The following is a 25,350-nucleotide window of genomic DNA, read 5'->3' on the forward strand; positions in this document are numbered from 1 at the left end:
TATGCCTTTAGGTGTACACTATAATCTGCTTGGCCGTGGTACACTTTCTTACGGTCAGCGCAGTGAATGCGCAGACCTACTGAATAGTTACCATGAAATAACGAAAGGCCCCCGTAGGAGCCCTCCGGACCATGGGCTTCTCAAGTTAAAATAAGTCTTAGGGGCGTTTCTGAAACAGAAGATTATTTACCTTTTCAGTGATCCAGATTTCATTATCCATTATCTCCAGCAAATATCCGTCTGTCACTTCTTTGGCAAATCTGCTCATGATATCATCAAATTCCAATGCGGTTTCAATTTTCTTAGGAAAACGGATGGAGGTTTCAAAGCCATCCGCCAGGGATAAACCGGCCTCTTTGCCGATTTCCTGCCATTCCTGTTTCGTGTAAAATTTTATGTGTCCGTCTTTTTTCATCTGCATGTAAGCATCTACAAATCCATCCGTATCATTATCGTTGGGGGCCGGGTCGGACAAAAAGAATCTTCCGCCGGGTTTCAGCACTCTGCTGATCTCTGCAAAGGTATCCCGGATGGCGGGAAAATGGTGCAGCGCATATCTTGTGATGACTAAATCAAACTGCTCATTCTCAAAAGGAAGCTCCATTCCGTTGTAGCTGATAAAATGAAGGTTTTTCAAGCCATCAGATGCGGCTCGCTCCCGGTTCTTCTCCAATGCTTTTTCAACAATATCCAGGCCGGTGACCTGTGCATCCGGGTATTTTTCCGCAACGGGGAAGGAAAGATACCCGGTTCCGGTTCCTAAATCCAGTATTTTCATTCCGGCTGTTACCTGTATGGCGTTTATTATCCGCATAAGATGTGTCGCGTCCTGGGTCTGCCTGTTATAAAGGGCTCCTGATTCAAAACTTTCTTCAAAACATCTCTTTGTTTTCTCAATACTATCAAATGTCTGTTGGGGCATTATCCGTCCTCCCTGGTTTTCCTGTTTATTTTTTTATAGTTGCTTCTGTGTGGATTTTTGCTTGCAAAAGGGTGAAGGCGCTGAAACGTTACGGTCAGTCTATCACAAATCCCGTTCTTTATCTATGGGAAAGTGCCGTATAGGCTGGATACAGGATATGAATTGTTACTGTACACAGGCCACTATACCGGGAGGCGTTTTCATGCTGAAAGCATGAAAATCCCGAGGCAGCCAGCGCGATATGGGGCAGAATGCTCCATATCTGTGCATCGCGAAGCGTGTTACTGGACACGGAGTGTACAGTAACTATAAATCCTGTACATTTATGTTTATATAAAATAATTTAAGATTTATATAAAATACTTCTTGAATTTATTTATATAAAAATTTATATAAAACTTTATCTAAACACTCGAAAACAGGTGGAAAGATAGGTGCATAACGTAAATATATGTGCAAAATACATAAAAATCACATATAATTATTATGAAAATGAGCAAAAAGCAAAAAGACACTTGAAAATTATATAAAAAAATACTAAAATAAATTTAAATCAAGAGCGAAAAAGTTTAAATAAACGACGTCGATATTTAAATGAAAGCAAAAACGATTTAAACAATCTGTTTAAAAATTCAGGGAGGATTCAAAATGAAAATTAAAAAAGTAATGGCATTGGCAATGGCATCTGCAATGGTTATGTCTATGGCGCTTTCAGGATGCGGAAGTGACGGCGGTTCCGAGAGTAAAGAGAGCAGCAGTTCAGGAGGAGATTCCAAGAGCGGAGCTACAGAGGTTACATTCTGGACACTGAATACCAGGCAGAATGCTGTGGACCCTATTGTGGAAGAGTTCAACAAAGCCAATGAAGATGTTAAAGTAACCGTTTCCTATTATGATACGGACGGGATCAAAGATGCCTGCAAAGTTGCTGCTTCCTCCAAGACCATGCCGAATATGTGGTTCAACTGGGGCGGGAGCCTGGGCGGCTTCTACGCAGAGAATGGCCTTACTTATGACCTGACACAGTACGCTGAGGAAAATAAATGGAGCGAGAAATTCACACAGACTTCCATGGACCTCTGTACCTTAGACGGAAAGCTTTGCGGTTATCCTACAAGCTATAATGTTCTGGGAATTTACTATAGAAAAGATATTTTCGAGCAGTACGGCATAGAAGTACCGACCACGTTTGAAGATTTTGAAGCAGCCTGCGCAACTTTAAAAGAAAACGGCATTACACCTATTTCCACCGCAGGTCTCAACGGCTGGCACACCATGCGTTTTGTGGAACTTCTCATTGAACATTACGCAGGTTCAGAACTTCATGACAAGATGAATACATTTGAAGAGAGCTATGACAACGATGCAGTGGTACAGGCTTTGGCAAAATATCAGGAGTTCTGTGATAAAGGTTACTTCCCGGATGGATTCCTGACCCAGGACCCTAATGATACCTTGATCGGTATGGCCAATGGCCAGTGCGCTATGGATATCCAGGGCCAGTGGCAGGATGGAAAGATTATTCAGGAAGGCCTTGAAATGGACCAGTACGGCGTGTTTGCATTCCCAAGCGGAGAGACGAACAGGATGTCCGCATTTGCAGAGATGACACAGTTCAATGCGGATAATACGGACGAAGAATTGGAAGCCTGCATGCGCTTTACAGATTACTATTACAATAAAGAAAATACAGAAAAGTATGCGGAATATTATAACCTTCCTCTCCCTGTAGTAGGCGCAGAAATGCCGGAAGGACAGCCAAATGTACCTGTACTGTTAGAGACATCCGAGAAAAACGGCATCTTTACCATCACAGACCAGGCATTCCCCACAGAGGTTGCTGACGTGCTGTTCAATGCCCAGGATGCTATCGCCAATGGTCAGATGACACCGGAAGACGGAGCAAAGAGTATCCAGGAGGCAATCGAGGCTTACAATAACAAATAACTATAATAAGAGGATTTTCCTACGGTCAGCGGAGGAGTTGAGGCGCTCCTCCGCTTTCCAAAAACCACTGTGCTGACCAAACAGATTGGAGTGAAACCATGAAAAAAAAGAAAAACTATACCAGGACAGATAAAGCCGCGTATTTTTTCCTGCTCCCGGCGGCGGTCATCTATTTATCCGTGATTGTGGCACCTGTGTGCTATTCCTTCTTCATCAGCCTGTTTAAATGGAACGGTATTGGCGAGAAACAGTTTGTGGGCTTATCAAATTACATAAATCTCTTTAAAGGCGACAAAATCTTTCACACGGCAATCATCAACAACCTGATCTGGATTGTTTTGACTATATTTGTGACTATGACAATTGCACTGCTTTTTGCGGTGATACTGAGCAAGCAGTTTAAAGGACGTACATTTTTCAGGGGCTTTTTCTATTTTCCGTGTGTCATCGCACCCATTGCGGTGGCTATCATCTGGAGATGGATCTACAACCCCAATATTGGCTTTATCAATGAATTTTTCAAAGCACTGGGAATCAACTTCTCCCAGGGATGGATATCTGACCCCAATGTCAGTCTCTACGCAGTGTTCGCGGCAGCTTTGTGGCAGGCCATCGGACAGCCGATGATCTTGTTTCTGGCGGGCCTGCAGGCCATTTCCCCTGATGTTCTGGAGGCAGCCACCATTGACGGCGCCAACGGGATTGAGCAGTTTTTCCTGATCAAAGTACCGCTTCTAAAAGATACCTTTGTCATTGTGATCGCCACACTGATCGTGGCAGCTATGAAGGTTTACGATGTGGTACAAGGTCTTACGGGAGGCGGGCCAAACAATGCCACCCAGATGCTTTCCACCTACATGTATTCACAGGTATTCCAGTATAACAATGTGGGATACGGAACAGCAGTTGCCTGTATTATGGTACTTATGATGATGGTAGTTATCATTCCGTATGTATCCTTTACAGCAAAAGAAGATTAGCGGGGAGGGATTATCGTGGAAGGAAAAACAAAGAAGATCACAAAAAAAGCAGTATTGTATATTGTCCTGATCATCCTGGCGCTTATCTGGGTGGTACCTATGTTTACGCTGGTGGCAACTGCGATCAAAAGCAAATCTGATTTTTACAGCGGTGCAGGCCTGTTCAGTATGCCGGCACAGGTGGCCTGGGACAATTTTGTCAATGCCATTACCAAAGGACGGCTGTTCACTTATATGAAGAACGACCTGATCGTATCCGGCCTGAAAGTGCCACTGGGGATCTTTATTGAGGCTCTGGCAGCCTTTGCGCTCACCAGACTGGAGATCAGGCATAAAACGGGAACTTTTATCTTCTTCCTCATTGGAATGATGCTGCCGATGCAGACAGCACTGGTACCTATTAATGTGATCTACAGCAAACTGGGACTTCTGAACTCTTATTTCGGACTGTTCTATGTGTATGTAGGTTTTGGTATCTCCTTCGGTATCCTGATCCTGCGGGGCTTTTTTAACGGCATCCCCAGAGAACTGGATGAAGCGGCATACATAGACGGATGTAACAAATGGCAGTTATTCTATAAGATCATCTTCCCGGTTGCCAAACCTGCTGTGGCGACTCTGATCATCACAGACTTTTTGTCCACCTGGAATGAATATCTGCTGGCAAGTGTTATCATCAATGATAATATGAAGAAAACGGTTCCGGTAGGTATCATGACATTCGTAGGCGAGCATGGAACAGATTACGGATATCTGTGTGCAGGCGTATTGATTTCCGTTATCCCGGTACTGATCGTGTATCTGATATTCCAGAGACACTTTGTGGAAGGTATGGCAGGCGCGGTAAAAGCCTGATAAAAATAGACTTGGAGGTAGAGTATGGAGAACGGCAGATATAAAAAACAAGTGGAAAAATGGGATGTCTTTGAGGTGGAGTTTCAGGGACCGGCAGAGGGTAATCCATTCACAGATTATGAAGTAACAGGAACCTTTGAGAGCAAAAGCGAGTGTACAAAAGCGGACGGCTTTTACGACGGAAACGGTATCTATAAGGTGAGGTTCATGCCTTCTTTTGAAGGGGAGTATACCTTTAAGATCAGTGCCGGATTTTTGGACGCAGACCTGGAGGGGAGCTTTACGGCAACAGCTCCGGGCAGGGATAATCACGGTCCTGTGAGAGTGGCAAATACCTATCATTTTGCATACGAGGACGGTACGCCTTATTACTCCATAGGAACAACCTGTTATGTGTGGGACCTGCAGTCGGATGCATTGATCAAGAAGACTCTAAAGACATTAAAAGAGAGTGCTTTTAACAAGATCAGGTTCTGCGTTTTCCCAAAACACTATGACTATAACTTAGGTGAGCCACGTTCCTATCCCTATGAGGGGACCCCTATGGATTCCGGTGTGCTTACAAAGGAAAATTTCCAGGAGTACACAGGCAGAAGTGAAGGGAATGACTGGGATCTTACCAGATTCAACACAGAACATTTCAGGCATATGGAAGGATGTATTGAGGCTTTGAGAGACCTGGGGATCGAGGCAGATCTGATCGTGATGCATCCTTATGACCGCTGGGGATTTTCCTGTATGGAGCCAGTGGAAGATGACAGGTACTGGAAATATGTGATCGCCCGGTTTGCAGCATACAGAAATATCTGGTGGTCCCTGGCAAATGAATTTGATCTGTTCGAGGAAAAGAAAGTGGAGGATTGGGAGCGGTATGCAAAGATCATCTGCGAAAAAGACCCTTACCGCCATCTGCGTTCTATCCACAACTGCAGAAATTTCTATGACCACAATCGTCCGTGGATCACACACTGCAGCATTCAGAGGCAAGATCTGTACAAATCCTCAGAACTGGTAAATGAGTGGCGGGAAAAATACAGAAAACCTGTAGTGCTGGACGAGATCGCCTATGAAGGAAATATCCAGCACGGCTGGGGCAACATAAGCGGTGAGGAGATGCTGCGCAGATTCTGGGAGGCAGCCGTAAGAGGCGGATACCCGGGACATGGAGAGACCTACATGCATCCCCAGGATATCCTCTGGTGGTCACACGGCGGTGAACTGCACGGGGAAAGCCACAAGCGGTTCGGATTTCTTCTGGATGTCATGAAGGAGACACCGGGCATTGGACTTATGCCTTATGAAAAATGCGGCTGGGACGAAGTATGTGCCGTGCCGGAGGAGAGCACATCCCAGATCAAGCCGGTAAAAGACTACTATCTGTTTTATTACAGCTTTATGCGTCCGTCCTTCAGAGATTTCTACTTTGATGATGAGACAGAGTTTGAAGTACGCGTGTTGGACACCTGGAACATGACAGCAGAGAAGAAAGGTGTTTATAAAGGAAGATTCAGGATAGAACTGCCGGGCAGACAGTACATGGCAGTGCAGATCAAAAGATGTGTGTGACGGTCAGCGCTGTAAATGTGCAGGTTACTGTTCACAGTATACGAAAAAGGTAGCTCTTTGCACAGTAACGCGCTTCGCGATGCACAGATATGGAGCATTCTGCCCCATATCGCGCTGGCTAACTCGGGATTTTGCTGCGCATCGCGCAGCATCCCTTTGGGAAAACGCCTCCCGGTACAGTGGCCAGTGAACAGTAACATGTGCAGGGCTGCTGAGTTGCCGTTAGATAAATTAAGAGTGTTTTGGAGGTGAGACGGTGAAAGTAAATATAAGGACAATATCAGAATACACAGGATTTTCTCCGGCTACCGTATCCAATGCGCTGAACCATAAAAAAGGTGTGAACAAGGACACTGCATCAGAAATCCTCCGGGCAGCCAAGGAACTGGGCTACATTGGAGAGATGGGAATCACGAAAATAAAGCTGGTCATTTATAAGGATAAAGGTCTGATCGTGGATGACAACCCCTTCTTTTCTCTGGTTGTGGACGGATTTGAGAAGGAGTGCAGGGAAGCAGGATATGAGATGGCACTCTGCTACCTTGACAGGCAGACCGAGGACTATAAAAGACAGGTGGAAAATCTCTGTCTGGACCGGGCCTCAGCCATTGTACTTCTGGGTACAGAGCTGACGGATGAGGAGGCGGCTGTGTTCCGGGGATTGAAGGTGCCCTTTCTGGTGCTGGATTACTGGAACCATGACATGTCATTTGACGGGGTTTTTATCAACAATGCGGACGCAGCCAGAATGGCCGGGGAATATCTGATCCAGAAGGGACATACCAAAATCGGATATCTGAGAGGCAGTTACCGGATCAAGGCATTCGGCTCCAGGGCTTCCGGGTTTCAGATCGCGCTTAATAAGCATAACCTGAGACTGGAGAACAAGTATATTGTGACCATTGGTGTTACCATGGAGGCTGCCCATCAGGATATGCTGCGGTATCTGGCAGGAAAACCGGAACTTCCCACCGCGTTTTTCGCGGACAATGACAATTTGGCGCTGGGGGCCATGAAGGCTCTGCAGGAATCCGGTTACCGGGTGCCCAAGGATGTCTCCATCATAGGATTTGACGACCTGCCGTTTTGTGAGATCGCAGTCCCCAGGCTGACCAGCCTGCGGGTGCCCAAGCAGGAAATGGGAAGGCTGGCAGTGCGCCGCATCGTGGAGATGATGCAGGAGAGAAGTAAGGCTAAGACAAAGATTCAGATTTGTACGGAATTTATAGAGAGGGACAGTGTCCTGGAAAGAAAGCAGGGTGTGTGAGTTTGGATAAAATAAAATTAGGGTTTGCCCCAACACGCAGGAGTATTTTCAGTGCTCCGGATGCGATCAAGTATGCGGATCTGACAAGGGAAAGGCTCCGTGAACTGGATGTTGCATTTGCGGATATCAAGGATATCAATGAGGAAGGCCTCCTTTATAACGAGGCGGACAGAATAAAAATAGCGGAGAGATTTAAGGCGGAGAAGGTGGACGGCCTCTTCTTCCCCCACGGCAATTTCGGTACAGAGTATGAGGTTGCAAGACTGGCAAAAGAGCTGGATGTTCCGGTGCTTTTGTGGGGACCGAGGGACGAGCGCCCGGACGAAAAAGGCGTCCGTCTCCGTGACAGCCAGTGCGGACTTTTTGCCACCGGAAAGGTCTTGAGAAGATTCCGGGTGCCGTTTACCTACATGACAAACTGCAGGCTTACGGACCCGGAGTTTGAGCGGGGAATCAGGGATTTCCAGGCAGTGTGCAATGTGGTGAAGGTGTTCCGAAGTATAAGGATCCTGCAGATCGGCCCCCGCCCCTTTGATTTCTGGAGTACCATGTGCAATGAGGGGGAACTGCTGGAACGGTTCAACATCCAGCTTTCCCCAATCCCCATTCCCGAACTGACAAAAGAGATGAAAAAGGTGAAGGAAGAGGGCACAGAGGTGGCAAAGATCATGGCATACTGTCATGACAATATGTGCATTAAAATCAAAGAAAATGAGCTGGAAAATGTGGCCGCGCTCAAGGCTGCCATGAAGAATCTGGCAGAAAAATACGGCTGTAATGCCATTGCCATCCAGTGCTGGAATGCCCTTCAAGGTGAGATCGGGATCATGCCCTGTGCAGCCAATTCCCTGCTGAATGAGGAGGGGATCCCTGTGGTCTGTGAGACCGATATCCACGGCGCGATCACCGCACTTTTGGCGGAAGCTGCGGGCATGGACCAGGCCAGGACCTTCTTTGCAGACTGGACAGTGAGACATCCGGACAATGAAAACGGAGAGCTTTTGCAGCACTGCGGCCCATGGCCCATCTCCGTGGCAAAGGAAAAACCGTCCATCGGCTATCCTCTGGCCTTTGACCATCCGGGAGCCATAGAAGCGGAGGCAAAACACGGGGATATGACACTCTGCCGTTTTGACGGGGACAACGGGGAATACTCCCTGCTCCTGGGAAACGCAAAAGGAGTGGAAGGACCCTATACAAAAGGCACTTATGTGTGGGTTGAGGTGGAAAACCTGAAACGCCTGGAGGCCAAGCTGGTGGAAGGGCCATACATCCATCACTGTGTGGGCATTCATAAGGATGTGGTGCCGGTGCTCTACGAGGCGTGCAAGTATATAGGTGTAAAACCGGATTTGTATGATCCGATCGAGGAACAGGTTAAGGCATATTTGAGAGGTGAATGAGATGGAAAATCTGAAAGCGAAAGTGTTTGATCTGCGCAAAGACACGGTTGATATTATCATGGCCGGAAAGGGAGGGCATATCGGAGGAGATATGAGCGTTATGGAAATCCTGACAGCCCTTTACTTCCGTGTTATGAATGTTTCACCCCAAAATGCGGATGACCCGGACAGGGACCGTTTTGTCCTCAGTAAGGGGCATTCCATGGAGGCTTATTACGCGGTGCTGTGTGCAAAGGGATTTCTGGATTTGGATGATGTAAAAGAAAAATTCTCAAAATTCGGTTCCTCTTACATCGGACATCCGAACAATAAACTTCCGGGCATTGAAATGAATTCCGGTTCTCTTGGTCACGGCCTTCCCGTGTGTGTGGGAATGGCTCTGGCCGGAAAAATGAATAAAAAAGAGTACAGAGTGTACACCGTCATGGGGGACGGTGAGCTGGCAGAAGGCTCTGTGTGGGAAGGCGCCATGGCTGCCAGCCAGTATCATCTGGACAATCTCTGTGCCGTGGTGGACAGAAACAGGCTGCAGATATCCGGCTGTACGGAGGATGTGATGGGGCATGATGACCTGGCAGAGCGCTTTTCTTCTTTTGGGTGGCAGGTCATAAACGTCAGCGGGAATGACATGGATGCACTTTTGCAGGCCTTTTCCCAGGCGGCAGAGACAAAAGGAAGACCAAGTGTCATCATTGCCAATACCACAAAGGGTTTTGGTTCCCCTGTTATGGAAAACAAGGCAAACTGGCATCACAAAGTGCCCACACAGGAAGAATATAACCAGATCATCAGCGATTTCGCTGCAAAAAAGGAGGCTGCCCTTCATGAATAAAATAGCAAATAAGCAGGAAATCTGCCGGGTATTAATGGAGAATGCAAAGACAGACAAGGACATTGTAGTGCTGTGCAGCGACTCCAGGGGATCCGCGTCTATGACACCCTTTGCGGATACTTATCCGGAACAGTTTGTTGAGGTGGGAATTGCGGAACAGAATCTTGTCAGTATTTCCGCAGGCCTGGCAAAATGCGGGAAGAAAGCCTATGCAGTATCCCCGGCCTGCTTTTTATCCACCAGAAGCTATGAGCAGGCAAAAGTGGATGTGGCATATTCCAATACCAATGTAAAGCTGATAGGCATCAGCGGCGGCATCAGTTACGGTGCCCTCGGCATGAGTCATCACTCTGCCCAGGATATTGCAGCTATGGCGGCAGTTCCCAATATGAGGGTATACATACCCAGTGACAGAAATCAGACCAGGTGCCTGACAGAGGCCCTGCTTGGGGATGAAAAACCGGCCTATATCCGCGTGGGAAGAAACGCGGTGGAGGATGTATACGAAGAGGGAAACTGTCCTTTTGAAATGGATAAGGCCACTGTGGTGAAAGAGGGAAAAGACGTGGCGGTGGTGGCGTGCGGAGAGATGGTGAAGCCGGCTCTTGACGCAGCAGATATCCTGGAAAAAGAGGGGATCAGGGCCGCTGTACTGGATATGTACTGTGTAAAACCCTTTGACAAAGATACCCTGATGCAGATCGTATCCGGTGTGAAAGCTGTTATCACAGTGGAAGAACACGCCCCCTTCGGTGGTCTTGGCAGTATGGTAAGCCAGGCTGTGGGAAGTGAGTGTCCGAAAAAAGTTGTGAACCTGTCCCTGCCGGATGCAGCCGTAATCACGGGAACGTCCAAAGAAGTCTTTGACTACTACGGATTAAATGCGGAAGGAATAGCCAAAAAAGCCAGGGAGTTGGTTTGATATGGAGAGATATATACTGGGAATCGACCAGAGTACCCAAGGGACAAAAGCACTGCTTTTTGATAGCCAGGGAGCACTCCTTGCCCGTGCGGACCTGCCTCACAGACAGATTATTGACAGTAAAGGATGGGTGGAGCACGATCCGGAGGAGATATACAGAAATACCATCCGGTCTGTAAAGAATGTGGTGGAGAAGGCCGGCATAGATAAGGAACGGATAACCGGTGTGGGCATCAGCAACCAGAGGGAAACGGCCCTTGCATGGACAAGAGACGGCAGGCCTGTATATAACGCTGTGGTCTGGCAGTGTGCAAGGGGCCGGGACATCTGTGACAGGCTTGCAGACCGGGCGGATATGATAAGAGAGCGGACCGGCCTGAATCTTTCCCCTTATTTTTCAGCGGCAAAGATTGCCTGGATCCTGGAACATGCGGAAGGTGCCGGGCGGGCGGCCAGGGAGGGAAATCTGTGTTATGGGACCATGGACAGTTTTCTGGTATACCGACTCACCGGCGGTCAACATTACCGGACGGATTACTCCAATGCCTCACGTACCCAGCTTTTCAATATCAGGACACTTGCCTGGGATGAGGATATCTGCAATGTCTTTGGGATTCCGGCAGAAAACCTGCCAAAGGTTACAGACTCAGGCGGGTATTATGGAGAGACGGACTTTGATGGTTTTTTAGAGAGACCGGTACCCATCCACGGGGTGCTGGGGGACTCTCACGGAGCACTTTTCGGGCAGGGATGCCTGGAGGAGGGAATGGTAAAAGCCACTTACGGCACCGGCTCCTCCGTGATGATGAATGTGGGAAGATCACCGGTATTTAGCAGCCACGGATTGGTTTCCTCCCTGGCCTGGGGAATGGATGGGCAGGTAAACTACGTGCTGGAGGGAAATATAAATTATACCGGAGCCGTGATAAGCTGGCTGCAGAATGACCTGGAGATGGTGGAGTCCGCAGCCCGGACGGAATGTCTGGCACGGCAGGCAGTGCCTGAGGACAGCACGTATTTTGTTCCGGCCTTTACCGGTCTTGGGGCTCCGTACTGGGACAGTGCGGCCACAGGGATCCTCTGCGGGATCACCAGGACCACAGGGAAAGCGGAGATCGTGCGGGCAGGGCTTGACTGTATCGCGTATCAGATCACTGACATTTTAAAGGCCATGGAGGAGGATGCGGGGATACCCATCCGGGAACTGAGAGTGGACGGCGGGCCCACAAAAAATACTTATCTGATGCAGTTTCAAAGTGACATGGCAGGCATACCGGTACAGGTACCCGAAGCCGAGGAACTGTCCGGGATCGGTGCCGCCTATGCTGCAGGTATTGGTCTCGGCATCTACAAAAAGGAAGAACTTTTTGCGAAAATGAGGAGGACTTCTTTTGAACCGCAGATGGAAAAAAGCCTTGTGGATAAGAAATATTCCGGGTGGAAAAATGCGGTGGAAATGGTGCTGAAAAAGTAAAAGAAACAGAAAGAAACCAGGGCGTATCCCGTTTGCGGATACGCCTTTTTCTATTCCCGGTGTGCGGAAGATCATTTTATTCCTGTGAGCAGCCAGCCAAAGCAAAGCTTGACTTGCCAAATGAGACAATATCCTCTATACTGAATAATATATCTTGTAGATTTTTCCGGGCTGAGAAGCATCGGAGAAACAGTCGTTTATGTACGGAAGAAAGCGAGGAGGATTTATGCAGGCGTGTGATGAAGTGGAGAACAGCCGGGAGTTTGAGGAGGAGAAAAGGCTGGAGACTGTAATACCTGCAATGCTGGAGACCTGCAGACAGCTAAAGGCAGCCAGAGAGCTGGTCAAAGAAAGTCTTATAGAGGAGTTTCATGTGAAAGAAGAATTTGCGGACGTGATTCTGAAGGATTACCGTGTGCCGGAAGAGGAGAACACGGAGAAATGAATACATTCAAAAAACCTATGCTGGAAAAGGCCTGGGTGGTCTGCGGGCTTGCTGTTTTGTGCAATGCACTGTGGGGAAGCGCCTTTCCAAGTATAAAAATAGGTTACCAACTTTTTGAGATACCGGGAGACAGCCCGGCATCCCAGATTTTATTTGCGGGTATGCGTTTTGCCCTGGCAGGACTGCTGGCTGTGGTATTTGGAAGTATCCTTGCGAGAAAGGTGCTGGTGCCAAAGAGAAGGTCATGGGGAAACATTGTGAAGCTGTCCATGTTTCAGACGATTTTACAATATGTGTTTTTTTATTTGGGGCTGGCTCATACTACCGGTGTGAAAGGCTCCATTATAACGGCTTCCAATACCTTTTTGAGTATCCTGGTCGCCAGTTTGATCTTCCGTCAGGAAAAGCTGAACGGGAAGAAGATAGCGGCCTGTATAGTGGGATTTGCCGGTGTGGTACTGGTAAATTTAAATGGGGGCGGCATGGGGGCAGGGCTTAAGATAAACGGTGAAGGATTCCTTCTGGTGTCTGTAACTGCCTATGCCTTTGCGTCCAGTCTTCTCAAAATATATTCGAGGGATGAAGACCCTGTGGTTTTAAGCGGATACCAGTTTATGCTTGGCGGACTTGTTATGATGGGATGCGGTTTTGTGCTTGGGGGGCGTATCCATACGGTTTCCTTCCAAGGCGTGGTCATGCTGGTGTATTTGGCGCTTATTTCCTCTGTAGCGTTTTCCGTCTGGGGGATTTTGCTGAAACACCATCCGGTATCTAGGATCGCCATTTTCGGATTCACGAATCCCGTGTTTGGGGTTATCCTGTCCTCTGTTTTCCTGCACGAAAAGAATCAGGCGGAGGGATGGAAGATCGTGACTGCCCTTCTGCTGGTATGCGCAGGCATCTTCCTTTTGAATTACCAGAAAGCGGAGAAAATGGAAGTGCATACAACAGCCAATGGATAGGCAAAAGAAAGAACCGGTGGTCTGATCAGGCACACCTGTGCACAGCGAAGATCCGCTGCTCACAGATGTGCCTGTTGTAACAACAAAAGGTCATCCCCTTATGGATGGTCCCGGTTTTCTTTCCGGTATTGGCGGGCACTTTTCTTGTAGTATTTCCGGAACGCTGCAGAGAAATGCTCCACCGACGAATAACCCAGCTCCTCAGCGATGGAGGAGATGCTGCGGTCTGAATAGGTAAGCAGTATGGAGGCTGCCGACATGCGGGCGTCTCCTTTTTTCTGCAGAAATGTTTTACCGTATATGTCCTGCATGAGACGTTCGGTCTGCCTGCACCCAAGACCCAGTCTGTCCGCAAGCTGTTCCAGTGTGAGAACAGGATAGTCGTACAGAAAGGATTCCTCAATGATAAAATCCTGGGCTTCTGCCGGTGTTGCGGGCTTGAAGTGGTGGCGGGCCTTTTGGCCGCCCTGATAGTTGCGTATCATCTGCACAATAAGCTGCCGCAGCAGGGTCTCCACGTAGACGGTGTAGCCTGTTTTCTGTTCCTTTAACTCCCGGAATAGCTGTTCCAGGGTATTTTTTATCTGGCAGTTGTCCTGTCCGATCCAGAAGGTCTTCTCGGTAAACAGGCGGTCCAGGTCATCGGTTCTTTTTTCACCTGGGGAGGTGCGCCGCAGTCTCAGATAAATGCAGTAGTCCACCATGGGATCACCCTGTACGGATATCTGGGCATGGGCCACATGAGGGCCTGCCAGATAGAGGGTATTGGGGGTGATCTCGTATGTCTGTTCCCCCACTTTTATGTATCCCCTGCCGGATACTACATAGTGGATCTCATAGCTGTTGTCTCCGTGGCTGTGGCTAGGGATGATGCGGTGCAGGTGTTCATATGCGATATTGAGGGTGCGGAACCGGGTGCTGCCAATGGTAAAATTAATATCCAGATTATTGTATTGGATAAACATATTTTCTCTCCTAAGTGAAATCCTATTAACGATTCCTTATGCTATATTCCTTTCCAGTTTTACTGCGAAGATTATAGCATGGATGAAGAGAAAATGATATAGATATTGAATATATACGCAATCCAGATTATTATGGAGATAGTACAAAAACGAATGAGGCAGGTTAAGGAGGATCATGAGTAAAAAACATAGAAAAGCGGACCTGGTAATGCGGTTTTTCCAGGGGTCCAAGAAATATTTTTTGGTGGCAGTGTTAGCCTCGCTGGTCACGACCGGTTTAAATTCCCTGACACCCCAGATTTTCCGGTTTACCGTGGACTCTGTGCTGGGCGGGGATAAATATAAATATTTATCGGAGCATTTGTGGATTATGGCACTGATGCTGGTAGGAGTGGCACTTTTTTCCGGAGCGGCACTTTTTTTAAGCCGTGCCTACACGGCAAAAGCCGGTGAGAATTTTGCAAAGAACATGAGAGACGCCTTGTTTTCTCATGTGCAGAGGCTTCCCATGGAATGGCATGACAGACACCAGACGGGAGATATCATACAGCGCTGTACTTCAGATGTGGAGGTTATCAGAAACTTTGTGGTGACCCAGCTTTTGGAGGTGTTCCGTACCGTATTTTTGGTTGCGGTCTCGTTCGGGATGATGTTTTCCATGAATGTGAAGCTTTCTTTTATCGTGCTGTGTTTTGTGCCGGTGGTGGCACTGTACTCCACCATTTTCTACCGTCTGATCGCAGGGCGTTTTACTACAGCCGATGAAGCGGAAGGGGAATTGTCCACCGTTGTGCAGGAGAATGCCACAGGTGTCAGGGTGGTGCGGGCCTTCGGAAGAGAAAAGTTTGAGATGGAACGTTTTTATGAGAAAAATAATGCGTTTGCAGAGTTGTGGATCAAGCTTGGTACCTTGTCAGGGCTTTACTGGGGAATCGGGGATCTGATCACCGGCTTGCAGGTGGTTGCAGTGATCGTTCTTGGGGCAGCGGAGGCTGTACACGGGAATATCTCTGTGGGAGAATTTATTGCGTTTGCTTCTTATAATACAACTTTAGTCTGGCCTATCCGGGGGCTTGGACGAATCCTCTCGGACATGAGTAAGGCGGGCGTTTCCTTTGAGCGTGTGGATTATATCATAGGGGCCGAGGAAGAGGCTTATCAGGATAAAAAGGAGTATGAGGGCCAAAGCCGGGATCAGGGCTTTGATATAGGATTTTCTCATGTAAACTACGGATATAAGGATGGAAAAGAGGTGCTTTCCGATGTTACGTTCTCCATCCCCCAGGGCAGTACGCTGGGGATCCTGGGCGGTACCGGCAGCGGCAAGTCCACGATCATGCAGCTTCTCAACCGGCTGTATGAGCTGGAGGAAGGGCAGGGAAATATAACGCTGGGCGGAAAAAACATCAGTGAGATTCCGCTGGAATGGATCAGAAGGAATGTAGGAATGGTGCTCCAGGAACCGTTTCTCTATTCCAGGACCATCAAAGAAAACATAGCGGCATCTGTGCCGGAGGCTTCCTTTGAGGAGATCAGGCAGGCGGCTAAAATAGCCTGCATTGATGAGGCCATCATGAACTTCCCGGATGGGTATGATACTCTGGTGGGTGAGAGGGGAGTAACCCTGTCAGGTGGCCAGAGGCAGAGGATCGCCATAGCCAGGATGCTGCTGCAGAAAGCACCCATTATGGTATTTGATGACTCTCTTTCAGCCGTGGATTCCCAGACAGATTCCAAGATCAGGAAGGCGCTTCTGGAGAACCGAAGAGATGCCACTGTGATCCTCATCTCCCACAGGGTGACCACACTGATGAGCGCTGACAAGATCATGGTGCTGAACCAGGGAAGCATTGAGGAGATGGGAACCCATCAGGAGCTGATCAAACAACAGGGGATCTACAGGAAGATTTATGATATCCAGATGAGCCAGGACGACAGAATGCAGATGGAGGTGTAAAATGGCGGCATACGAAGAACAAGATTATAACAAACCCTTCAGCTTTAAGACATGGGCTAAAATGCTGCCCTTTTTTAAACCGTATACGAAATTCTTTGCCATTACCATTGGCCTGAATCTGATCCTGGCAGGGATTGATGTGCTGGTTCCTTTGTTTCAGAGCTATGCCATCGACCATTTTATTGCACTGAACACATTAAAAGGGCTGAATATTTTTGCTTTGGTCTATGTGGCAATGATAGTGACACAGACGGTATCCGTGTATCTGTCTGTCCACGCAGCCACCACCATTGAGATGAGTGTGGGGAAAGATTTGAAGAAAGCGCAGTTTGAGCATCTTCAGACATTGTCGTTTTCCTATTATAATACCACCCCGGTAGGCTATATCCATGCCAGGGTCATGAGTGATACCCTGAAGATAGCGGGAATGATCGCATGGGGACTGGTGGATATGTTCTGGGCATTTATCTATGTGGTCAGTGTGTTTGTGATCATGTTTCTGCTCAACTGGAAACTGGCGCTTATCATCATGCTGGTGGTGCCCTGTATTGCAGTCCTCACCGTGTATTTCCAGAATAAGATCCTTCATTGGAACAGAAGGGTGAGAAAGGTCAATTCCCAGATCACCAGTGCCTATAATGAGGGGATCACAGGGGTGAGAACCTCAAAAAGCATGGTGATTGAGGAGGATAACCAGAAGAATTTCCGCAGTATTACAAAAAATATGCATCAGGCGGCAACCAAATCAGCCATGCTGAACGCAGTGTATATTCCGACCATATTATTTTTCAGCTCCGTGGCAGCAGCTATTGTGCTGGCAAGGGGAGGATATATGGTGCAGAGCCAGGTGATGCAGCTTGGAACCCTGTCTGTGTTTATTTCTTATGCGGTGGTCATTTTCGAGCCGATACAGCAGCTTGCCCGTCTTTTGGCGGATCTGATCTCCTGCCAGGCCAGTATTGAGCGTGTTATGGATCTGCTGGAGCAGCAGCCCAATGTAACAGATGCGCCGGAAGTGATTGAAAGATACGGGGATATGTTTGAGGCAAAGAAGGAGAACTGGGAGAGGATAGAGGGAGATATTGTCTTTGAGGATGTATCTTTCCGGTATCCGGACGGAAAAGAATATGTGCTGGAACATTTCAATCTGCATGTGCCTGCGGGAATGAATGTGGCTATTGTGGGGGAGACCGGGGCAGGAAAATCCACCCTGGTGAATCTGCTGGGCAGGTTTTTTGAACCTACCAAAGGGCGTATCCTCATTGACGGAAAAGATTACCGGGAGCGGTCACAGCTCTGGCTGCACAGCCAGATCGGGTATGTGCTGCAGAATCCCCATCTGTTTTCGGGTACGCTTTATGATAATATCCGGTACGGGCGCCTGGAGGCCACGGACGAGGAGGTCCGGGAGGCCGCAAGGAAGGTTTCCGCGGATATTGTGGCAGGCAAGCTGGAAAAAGGGTATGAGAGTAATGTGGGGGAGAGCGGAGGCAGGCTGTCCACAGGAGAGAAGCAATTGATATCTTTTGCCCGGGCGATTCTGGCGAATCCCAGTATTTTCGTGCTGGATGAGGCCACGTCCTCCATTGATACCCAGACAGAACAGTTGATACAGGAAGCCACGGACCAGCTTCTGAAGGGGCATACCTCTTTTGTCATAGCCCACAGGCTTTCCACCATCCGTCAGGCAGATCTGATCCTGGTGGTGAAAGACGGTAAGATCATTGAGGAGGGAAGCCACAGAGAGCTGTTAAGACAGAAAGGATATTATTATGATCTGTATTCCAGGCAGTTCGAGGAAGAATCGGCAATGCAGATTTTAGCTGGAGATAATGGAATGTAACAGGGAAAGAAAATCCCGTCGGCTGCTTATATGGTAAGCCCGGCGGGATTTTTTTAAGTTCTTTAACATTAATCTGTAAATAAAATGGTCTTGTTGCGTCCGTTTTGTTTTGCCCGGTACAGTGCCCTGTCAGCCTCCTCTATAGCCGTTTCCAGAAGGCCGGGTTTCCATGATGCATGATAAGAGACGCCAATGCTGACAGTCACGGAGGTATTGATCTTCTGTGGGGCGGATATTTGGGTGGATGCCACAGACATGCGGATCTGTTCCGCTTTTGCCATGATCTCTTCAGCGGAAAGGCCGGTTGTCACCAGTACAAACTCTTCCCCTCCATACCGGACCGCTTGAAAATCCTCCTGTTTTGAAAAGGAAGATAAGACAGAGGCGACAGTCTTGAGACATACATCTCCCTGCTGATGGCCATAGCGGTCATTGTACTGTTTGAAAAAGTCAATGTCCAGCAGCAGAACCGCCAGGGAACCCATATGTACACCGTATTTTTCAAGAGGAGAATTCACGGATTCCTCCAGGTAGCGTCTGTTGCCAAGGGTGGTCAGGGTATCTGTCATAGACAGACGGTCCAGTTTTTCATTGGCTGCCTCCAACTGTTGGTTTTTCTGGTCAATGATGATCTTATCATAGATACCGGTCAGACGGGCGTGGTACAGGCGGTAGGAATAAACAATGGATAACAGGCAGATGAAGCTGCTGTTTATCAGTGTACTGAACATATTTTCCTGTCCGTAAGGGGTCAAAAGTACCAGGCAGTTTGTCAGGATACAGGTAAGTATATGCAGGATACTTAAAATATGTGGCGGCAGCATGAGGAAGGCGGCCATCATGGGGAGAAAAGAGCAGTATACAACAATGCTCAGATCACCCAGAGCATCCAGATAGGAGATGAAGCTGATCCAGAAGACCAGCAGTATCCCGAAGGCGGTGCAGAGTCTTGCATGCAGCCGCCAGTTGTTTTGGGCGCGCTTATGTATAGTCAACAGTACGATCAGTCCGACAGCCAGTACGGCGTAGGCTATGGCATAACGCAGCCTCCGGTAACTGTAAAAGATACTGCCGGGACGGAAGGTAAAGACTATGATCATAAATAACTGCATGACCAGCATAAAAAAGGCGATGGTCCGTTCGGATCTATAATTTAAAGATACCATTTCCAGCTCCAGCTGGTCACGGTATTTTTCCTCGTAAGGAAAGCGGATAAGAGAATGTAATTTTTCTTTTAACATTGGAAATCCTCTATGTAAACGAATGATCTGATTCTTTTATATTATATAATAGATTATGTTGAAAAGCAAAAGAAAGCATAGAAAAATTGTGCCGACCGGCTGCTGTGCATAGTGATATCCTGAAAATGGGTATTTTATAGTAGAAGGAATTGACAAAATATTTATCCTTATGAGAAACTATTGAAAGTAAGATTTAACCATAACAATGAAAGTCATTGCCAACAAAAGTTGAGGTAATGGCTTTTTTTAATAACATAAATTAATTTTTATCATTGCGCAGGGAGTGTCTGTACGGCAGGGGCTTTTCTGCTTCACCTTGATTTCTGAGACGTGACATCTGAGTGATGGAAAATAGGAAACAAAATTTTTCCATCATTAGACAAACTTTAGTTTAACGCGAAAAGGCTTTAAGATCAATAGATCAAAAAAACAAATATTTTATCAAATCATTTAGCATAGGAAGGGCAGCTAAACAGCCCCGCTATGTCAAAAATTAAGAACAAAGCCTTTTCGTGAATGCAGCAGCCGACAATGAGTGGACAGAAAAGTGGTCAAGGAGGTCAAAATGTCAAGAAAAGGTGAAAACATCAGGAAAAGGAAAGACGGCCGTTGGGAGGCCCGCTATATGAAAGGGCGGGATATGAACGGCAAGATCAGGTACGGTTATCTGTATGGCAAGTCATACAAAGAGGTTAAGGAGAAGAAGATAAGAAAGATATCAGAATATCCGGCCTTTTTTGCATACGGCAGCCAGCCCTCTGCTCTGCTGGAGGATGACAGGATCTGTACGGTAAGCGTGCATTGGAAAAATCATATCCGTTACACAGTCAAGGAAAGCACCTATTCAAATTACGGTGAGATACTGGAGAATCATATCCTTCCTGCGCTGGGGGAGACCTCTGTGAGAAAAATCACGAACCGTACGCTTTTAAGTTTTGTCCAGCGGGAGATGGAGAAGGGAATGTCCTACGGAAGTATACATGTGATCATGGGCGTTCTGAAGAACATACTGAATTACGGACAGGAGTTAGGTTGCTTTCCCGGTGAACTTCTGAAGTTTCCGCGCATTCCTGCAGGGGGGAAGGAAATCCAGATCATGAGCAAAGAGGATTTCAGAAAACTGGATGCCTGCCTGAGTGAAGGCACAGATCCATTTACATTCGGTATTCTTTTGTGCATGTATACGGGCATACGTGTGGGGGAGCTGTGCGGACTGAAATGGGAGGACATAGATCTTAACCACCGCAAAATCTATATCCGCCGGACCGTGACACGTGTAAAGAACCTGGATATGACCCTTACAGAGGGGCAGGGGGTATGCCCGCGGACGCGGCTCAACATCGGTACGCCTAAGACCTCCACTTCCATGCGTGAGATCCCCCTTCCGGACCGGCTTTTGTCAATTGGCACAGCATTAAAGAAAAATGGCAGGTGCTTTCTCCTGACAGGTACGGAGAATTGTGTGGAACCGCGCACAGTCCAGCGAAGGTACGCGGCCCTTCTGAAAAAATGCCAGATACCACACATAAAGATCCATTCCCTCCGTCACCAGTTCTCCTGCCGCTGGATTGAGCAGGGGTTTGACACAAAATCCCTGTCGGAGATTTTGGGACATACTTCCGTGAAAACAACACTTGATCTTTATGTACATATACAGGCTGAGACAAAGCGTGAATATATGAATCAGCTCACAACACCTTGAAATTTTTCCTCCACCGCAGCAGAAACGCAGAGTTGATCATCACGATCACAGACCCGGCATTATGTACCAGTTCGCCAATAACCGGATTCAGAACCCCTGCGGCTGCCAGTATGACAGCCGCTAAATTCAGTGTCATGGAAAAGGTCAGAAGAAATATATTTGACCTAAAATATCACAAGTCAGTTGAGGATTTAAAAACCGTGTGCTATAATCGAAAGGAATAAACATGAACAAGGTTGTGGGTTTCATAGGAGACAGCAGTAGGAAGTGAGTGAGGAGTGATGGGTACGACAAAGCAGGAGACAATTCTGATCGCGGATGATGCGGAGATCAACCGGGCTATACTCAGAAACCTGTTTGAAACGGAGTATAATCTGCTGGAAGCGGAGAACGGAGAACAGGCTATGATGCTGCTGCGGCAGTACCATGATTCCATAACAGTGGTTCTTCTCGACTTGGTCATGCCGGAAAAGGATGGTTATGAAGTCCTGGAGGAGATGCGGCAGGGGGAATTGCTGTACCATGCGCCTGTCATTGTCATTACCGCGGATGACAGTAATGACAACAGGGTAAAAGTGTTTGAACTGGGAGCATCCGATATTATAGCAAAGCCTTTTGAGCCGGATGTTGTTAAGAGCCGTGTGAAGAACATTATAGAACTGGGCAGATACCGCCGCAGCCTGGAGGCGCTGGTGGAAGAACAGGCAGTGCGGGCACAGGAATCCAATGCTGCTGTTATTGATATGCTCTCTTCCGTGATCGAATACAGAAGCCTGGAGTCCGGCCAGCATATCCGGCGGATCCGGATGTTTACAAAGATCCTTCTGGAAGATGTAGCTGAAAATTACCAGGAATATAACCTGGACGGACGGAAGATCCGTCTGATCGCGGAAGCATCTTCCATGCATGATATTGGAAAAATTGCCATTCCTGACAGAATTCTGAACAAGCCCGGAAGACTCACAGACGAGGAATTCGAGGTCATGAAGACCCATACCCTGAAGGGATGTGAAATCCTCTCAGGGCTTGACCGTTTGCAGGACAGGGAATACCTGCAGTATGCATATCAGATATGCAGATATCATCATGAACGGTGGGACGGCAGGGGATATCCGGATGGTTTGAAAGGCAGTACCATTCCGATCTGTGCCCAGGTAGTTGCCATTGCCGACTGCTATGATGCACTGACTACGGACCGGGTATACAAAAAGGCGATCCCCCCGGGTCAGGCGTGCAGTATGATCCTGAACGGGGAATGCGGGACATTTTCTCAAAGGCTTTTGGAAAGCTTTAAAAATGTCAGGGCTTCGTTTGCACAGCTCTCTGAGCAGTATGCAGACGGGCTGTCTGCGGAACAGGGAAGGGAAACACAGCCTGCTCCGGAAGCGCCGCTTCTGGCTGACAGGGAGAATACCCTGGAACAAAGTCAATTAAAGTATTTTGCACTTTTGCGGTATCTGGATGCCACGGTTATGGAGGCGGATCTGAATACAGGCACATACCATCTGGTATATCTGCAGGACCAGGATTTTGTCAGCCTTCGCGCGGGAGTGAGTTTTGAGCAGTCACTCAGCGCTTTCGCCCAGGCAGCGGTGCATCCGGAGGACAGGGCGGAGGCCCTGAAACCTCTGGGCGGCTATATACGGGAATTATTTGATGAGGGGCTGACCTGGCGGGAACAGAGATACCGGATTCTTGACAGGGGAACAGGTGCTTATCTTTGGTGCAGGGTTTCCATACTCCGGATCAATCTGGAAGCTCCGCATCAGCGCAGGGTGCTTATCGTGTGGCACAAGGAGGGGACAGAACTTCCGGAAACAGCCAAAGCGGAGTACAGGCCCGAAGCAGTAAAAGAGGATCCGGTGATGGAACAGCTTTTTGGGGGTATGCAGAAGTACAGGTGTGACCATGAGTTTACCTTACTGCATGTCAGCAGAGGGCTGACTGACCTGGTGGGATATTCGGAAAAAGAGATCGGGGAAAAGTTTCAGAACAGCCTGATGCAGCTCATTTATCCGGCAGACCGCAAAAAAGTCCTCAAGCAGTTCCGGGAACAGAGGAACACCGGGAAAAATCTGGAGCTGGAGTATCGGCTCACAGCCAAGGACGGGCGGATTGTCTGGGTTTCCAACCGATGTATGATAGTCAGTGAGGAGGGCACCGAAACTGCCTGTGGTGTTCTGCTGGATATCACCCGGTCACGGCAGGCGGAGGAGAGACTCCGGCTGTCACTGGAGCGCCACAATATCATCATGGAGCAGACCAATGATATTATCTTTGAATGGGATATAGTCCGTGATGAACTTTATCTCTCCTCCAACTGGGAGAAGCAGTATGGATATCTTCCCATTACAAAGACGATCCGGGAGTCCGTGCCGAAGGCTTCCCACTTGCATCCGGATGATATGCCGGTATTTGTGGAGATGATGGATGCCATGTCTGCGGGCGTATCCTGCAAGGAGGGAGAATTGCGGATCGCGGACGCGGAGGGAAAGTACAAATGGTGCAGAGTACGGGCAGCCACACAGTTTGACCTGGACGGCAGGCCTTCCAAGGTTGTTGGTGTGATCCTGGATATTGATTCCCAGAAGAAAGCGTCCAGAGAATTGGAAGAGCGGGCTGCGCGTGATGTGCTGACCGGCCTCTATAACAAAGCCGCTGCCCAGACAAGGGTGGAGACACATCTTGGGGAATGCGCTTCCCAGGACCTTTCTGCCCTGATGCTTTTGGACGTAGATGATTTTAAAAGGATCAATGACCGGTATGGGCATATGTTCGGAGACGCGGTGCTGGTAGAGATCGCCACAAAGATCGCAGCCCTGTTCCGGGTCCAGGATACGGTTGCCAGAATCGGCGGCGATGAGTTTTTGATTTTTATGCCTAATGTGAAACAGGTAAGTGTTGCAGAACAAAGAGCGGAGAACATCATACATACCATGCAGAATATGCTTGAAGATAATCTGAACGGGGAAGCTTTTTCCTGCAGCATCGGCCTTGCATTTTCCCGCGGAACGGATAATGATTTTCAAATCCTGTTTGACCATGCGGACAGAGCACTTTACCGGGCCAAGGCAGCTGGGAAGGACCGCTATATGTGCTACCGCGACGAGATGAGAAAAGGCCCCATCGGAGTGGCAGTGGATACCGGCCGGCGCACGGAGATTGATTCCAACCTGTCAAAAAAATGGAATCTTCCGTTTTTGATCATCCGGGCATTTGACATTTTACATGGAGCAGAGGATTTTGAACAGGCTGTACTCTCTATCCTGGCACTGGTGGGAGAGCTTTTCGGGATCAGCAGAATTTACATTTTTGAGAGCAGCAGGGATGGACAGCGATGCAGTAATACCTTTGAATGGTGCGCAGACGGGACGGAATCACAGAAAGAGATACTGCAGCATATTGCCTATGTGGATGACGGACATGATTATCGTGACAATTTTGGAGATGACGGGCTTTTCTACTGCCAGAATATCCGGTCACTGAAGAGCTGGGAGCAGCAGCTTTTAGAGAAGCAGTCTATTATGTCCACACTTCAGTACGCAATTCGTGAAGACGGTGTATTCTACGGTTTTGTAGGATTTGATGACTGTAAAATACGGAGGCTGTGGACAGAAGAACAGATAGAGGCGTTAACATTTCTGGGCAGACTCTTGTCAGTTTTCCTGTTAAAAAACAGGGCACAGGAGGAACTGGCAGAGTCTGTTGTGAATCTGCAGAGTGTATTGGATCATCAGAGAGTCTGGCTGTATGTTCTGGACCCCAATACTTATATACTGAGATACATAAATGGCAGGACAAAAGAACTGGTGCCGGAAGCAGAAACAGGACAGCTCTGTTATGAAGTGTTCTATCACAGGGAGAAGCCCTGTGAAAACTGCGTAATGAAACATGCGAAAAAGACCGGACAGAGTACCATGGAGATTTATAATCCTTATTTGAAGCTGTGGGTACTGGCAGATGCATCCATTGTGGAATGGAACAGGAAAAAAGCCTGTCTTGTAGGCTGTCGGGATATATCAGATTATAAAAGAGGAGACAGTCCGTTAACTTAAAGAATATTTGCT

The 25,350-nt window shown here is 48.0% G+C and carries 19 protein-coding genes; 15 read left to right on the top strand and 4 right to left on the bottom strand.

All coding sequences use genetic code 11. The annotated features are described in order from the left end of the window. Positions 1-157: 157 nt before the first annotated feature. Positions 158-922, bottom strand: coding sequence for a class I SAM-dependent methyltransferase (locus CI595_RS11500; protein WP_095173410.1), 765 nt, complete (start codon positions 920-922; stop codon positions 158-160). Between the two features lie 648 nt (positions 923-1,570). Here CI595_RS11500 and CI595_RS11505 point away from each other — a divergent pair. The 11 genes from CI595_RS11505 to CI595_RS11555 all read left to right on the top strand — a co-directional run bounded on the left by CI595_RS11505 (position 1,571) and on the right by CI595_RS11555 (position 13,575). Continuing rightward, positions 1,571-2,869: an ABC transporter substrate-binding protein gene (locus CI595_RS11505; protein ID WP_095173411.1), complete on the top strand. Its 1,299-nt coding sequence runs from the start codon at positions 1,571-1,573 to the stop codon at positions 2,867-2,869. Between the two features lie 98 nt (positions 2,870-2,967). Continuing rightward, positions 2,968-3,849, top strand: coding sequence for a carbohydrate ABC transporter permease (locus CI595_RS11510; RefSeq protein ID WP_095173412.1), 882 nt, complete (start codon positions 2,968-2,970; stop codon positions 3,847-3,849). Positions 3,850-3,864: 15 nt separating this feature from the next. After that, a complete protein-coding gene (locus CI595_RS11515; RefSeq protein ID WP_095173413.1) occupies positions 3,865-4,704 on the top strand; it encodes a carbohydrate ABC transporter permease in 840 nt (279 codons plus the stop codon). A 24-nt stretch (positions 4,705-4,728) separates the two neighbouring features. Further along, positions 4,729-6,270: a DUF5605 domain-containing protein gene (locus CI595_RS11520; protein WP_095173414.1), complete on the top strand. Its 1,542-nt coding sequence runs from the start codon at positions 4,729-4,731 to the stop codon at positions 6,268-6,270. A gap of 256 nt (positions 6,271-6,526) precedes the next feature. Next, the gene (locus CI595_RS11525) at positions 6,527-7,537 is read left to right on the top strand and encodes a LacI family DNA-binding transcriptional regulator (RefSeq protein WP_095173415.1); all 1,011 of its coding nucleotides are present in this window, start codon (positions 6,527-6,529) and stop codon (positions 7,535-7,537) included. Positions 7,538-7,539: 2 nt separating this feature from the next. Further along, a complete protein-coding gene (locus CI595_RS11530; RefSeq protein ID WP_095173416.1) occupies positions 7,540-8,940 on the top strand; it encodes an L-fucose/L-arabinose isomerase family protein in 1,401 nt (466 codons plus the stop codon). Position 8,941: 1 nt separating this feature from the next. Beyond that, a complete protein-coding gene (locus tag CI595_RS11535; RefSeq protein WP_095173417.1) occupies positions 8,942-9,772 on the top strand; it encodes a transketolase in 831 nt (276 codons plus the stop codon). Then, positions 9,765-10,694: a transketolase family protein gene (locus tag CI595_RS11540; protein ID WP_095173418.1), complete on the top strand. Its 930-nt coding sequence runs from the start codon at positions 9,765-9,767 to the stop codon at positions 10,692-10,694. Before CI595_RS11535 ends, CI595_RS11540 begins: the two co-directional genes overlap by 8 nt. A gap of 1 nt (position 10,695) precedes the next feature. Next, a complete protein-coding gene (locus CI595_RS11545) occupies positions 10,696-12,168 on the top strand; it encodes an FGGY-family carbohydrate kinase (protein ID WP_095173419.1) in 1,473 nt (490 codons plus the stop codon). Positions 12,169-12,394: 226 nt separating this feature from the next. Beyond that, complete coding sequence (locus CI595_RS11550; RefSeq protein ID WP_095173420.1) at positions 12,395-12,613, top strand: hypothetical protein; 219 nt, start codon at positions 12,395-12,397, stop codon at positions 12,611-12,613. Further along, positions 12,610-13,575 carry a DMT family transporter gene (locus CI595_RS11555; protein ID WP_095173421.1) on the top strand — a complete coding sequence of 322 codons (966 nt, stop codon included), beginning with the start codon at positions 12,610-12,612 and terminating at the stop codon, positions 13,573-13,575. The genes CI595_RS11550 and CI595_RS11555 overlap by 4 nt, the downstream gene beginning before the upstream one ends. A 98-nt stretch (positions 13,576-13,673) precedes the next feature. On the opposite strand, the gene CI595_RS11560 is transcribed toward CI595_RS11555, so the two are convergent. Beyond that, positions 13,674-14,540: an AraC family transcriptional regulator gene (locus tag CI595_RS11560; RefSeq protein WP_095173422.1), complete on the bottom strand. Its 867-nt coding sequence runs from the start codon at positions 14,538-14,540 to the stop codon at positions 13,674-13,676. 175 nt (positions 14,541-14,715) lie between these two features. On the opposite strand from CI595_RS11560, the gene CI595_RS11565 reads away from it, so the two are divergent. Beyond that, positions 14,716-16,497 (top strand): ABC transporter ATP-binding protein, encoded by a 1,782-nt coding sequence (locus CI595_RS11565; RefSeq protein WP_095173423.1) that lies wholly within the window; start codon positions 14,716-14,718, stop codon positions 16,495-16,497. Between the two features lies 1 nt (position 16,498). Beyond that, on the top strand, positions 16,499-18,340 hold the full coding sequence (locus CI595_RS11570) for an ABC transporter ATP-binding protein (RefSeq protein WP_095173424.1): 1,842 nt from the start codon (positions 16,499-16,501) through the stop codon (positions 18,338-18,340). Between the two features lie 68 nt (positions 18,341-18,408). On the opposite strand, the gene CI595_RS11575 is transcribed toward CI595_RS11570, so the two are convergent. Further along, complete coding sequence (locus CI595_RS11575; RefSeq protein WP_095173425.1) at positions 18,409-19,581, bottom strand: GGDEF domain-containing protein; 1,173 nt, start codon at positions 19,579-19,581, stop codon at positions 18,409-18,411. 565 nt (positions 19,582-20,146) lie between these two features. Between CI595_RS11575 and CI595_RS11580 the strand changes: the two genes are divergently transcribed. Continuing rightward, positions 20,147-21,283 carry a tyrosine-type recombinase/integrase gene (locus CI595_RS11580; protein WP_095173426.1) on the top strand — a complete coding sequence of 379 codons (1,137 nt, stop codon included), beginning with the start codon at positions 20,147-20,149 and terminating at the stop codon, positions 21,281-21,283. Here CI595_RS11580 and CI595_RS11585 read toward each other — a convergent pair. Further along, on the bottom strand, positions 21,270-21,419 hold the full coding sequence (locus tag CI595_RS11585; RefSeq protein ID WP_330397270.1) for a hypothetical protein: 150 nt from the start codon (positions 21,417-21,419) through the stop codon (positions 21,270-21,272). The genes CI595_RS11580 and CI595_RS11585 overlap by 14 nt on opposite strands. 145 nt (positions 21,420-21,564) lie before the next feature. Between CI595_RS11585 and CI595_RS11590 the strand changes: the two genes are divergently transcribed. After that, positions 21,565-25,338, top strand: a complete 3,774-nt coding sequence (locus CI595_RS11590; protein ID WP_095173427.1) for a diguanylate cyclase domain-containing protein — start codon at positions 21,565-21,567, stop codon at positions 25,336-25,338. The last annotated feature ends 12 nt before the right edge of the window (positions 25,339-25,350 follow it).

It is taken from the genome of Blautia hominis (assembly GCA_002270465.1).
Lineage (GTDB): Bacteria > Bacillota > Clostridia > Lachnospirales > Lachnospiraceae > Blautia > Blautia hominis.

Excerpts from the sequence above, each read along its gene's own strand:
- CI595_RS11535 (WP_095173417.1), top strand. The coding sequence starts at position 8,942 with ATGGAAAATCTGAAAGCGAAAGTGTTTGATCTGCGCAAAGACACGGTT.
- CI595_RS11575 (WP_095173425.1), bottom strand. The coding sequence starts at position 19,581 with ATGTTAAAAGAAAAATTACATTCTCTTATCCGCTTTCCTTACGAGGAA.
- CI595_RS11545 (WP_095173419.1), top strand. The coding sequence starts at position 10,696 with ATGGAGAGATATATACTGGGAATCGACCAGAGTACCCAAGGGACAAAA.
- CI595_RS11550 (WP_095173420.1), top strand. The coding sequence starts at position 12,395 with ATGCAGGCGTGTGATGAAGTGGAGAACAGCCGGGAGTTTGAGGAGGAG.
- CI595_RS11540 (WP_095173418.1), top strand. The coding sequence starts at position 9,765 with ATGAATAAAATAGCAAATAAGCAGGAAATCTGCCGGGTATTAATGGAG.
- CI595_RS11555 (WP_095173421.1), top strand. The coding sequence starts at position 12,610 with ATGAATACATTCAAAAAACCTATGCTGGAAAAGGCCTGGGTGGTCTGC.
- CI595_RS11520 (WP_095173414.1), top strand. The coding sequence starts at position 4,729 with ATGGAGAACGGCAGATATAAAAAACAAGTGGAAAAATGGGATGTCTTT.
- CI595_RS11500 (WP_095173410.1), bottom strand. The coding sequence starts at position 922 with ATGCCCCAACAGACATTTGATAGTATTGAGAAAACAAAGAGATGTTTT.
- CI595_RS11565 (WP_095173423.1), top strand. The coding sequence starts at position 14,716 with ATGAGTAAAAAACATAGAAAAGCGGACCTGGTAATGCGGTTTTTCCAG.
- CI595_RS11510 (WP_095173412.1), top strand. The coding sequence starts at position 2,968 with ATGAAAAAAAAGAAAAACTATACCAGGACAGATAAAGCCGCGTATTTT.
- CI595_RS11570 (WP_095173424.1), top strand. The coding sequence starts at position 16,499 with ATGGCGGCATACGAAGAACAAGATTATAACAAACCCTTCAGCTTTAAG.
- CI595_RS11590 (WP_095173427.1), top strand. The coding sequence starts at position 21,565 with ATGGGTACGACAAAGCAGGAGACAATTCTGATCGCGGATGATGCGGAG.
- CI595_RS11505 (WP_095173411.1), top strand. The coding sequence starts at position 1,571 with ATGAAAATTAAAAAAGTAATGGCATTGGCAATGGCATCTGCAATGGTT.
- CI595_RS11580 (WP_095173426.1), top strand. The coding sequence starts at position 20,147 with ATGTCAAGAAAAGGTGAAAACATCAGGAAAAGGAAAGACGGCCGTTGG.
- CI595_RS11585 (WP_330397270.1), bottom strand. The coding sequence starts at position 21,419 with ATGACACTGAATTTAGCGGCTGTCATACTGGCAGCCGCAGGGGTTCTG.
- CI595_RS11560 (WP_095173422.1), bottom strand. The coding sequence starts at position 14,540 with ATGTTTATCCAATACAATAATCTGGATATTAATTTTACCATTGGCAGC.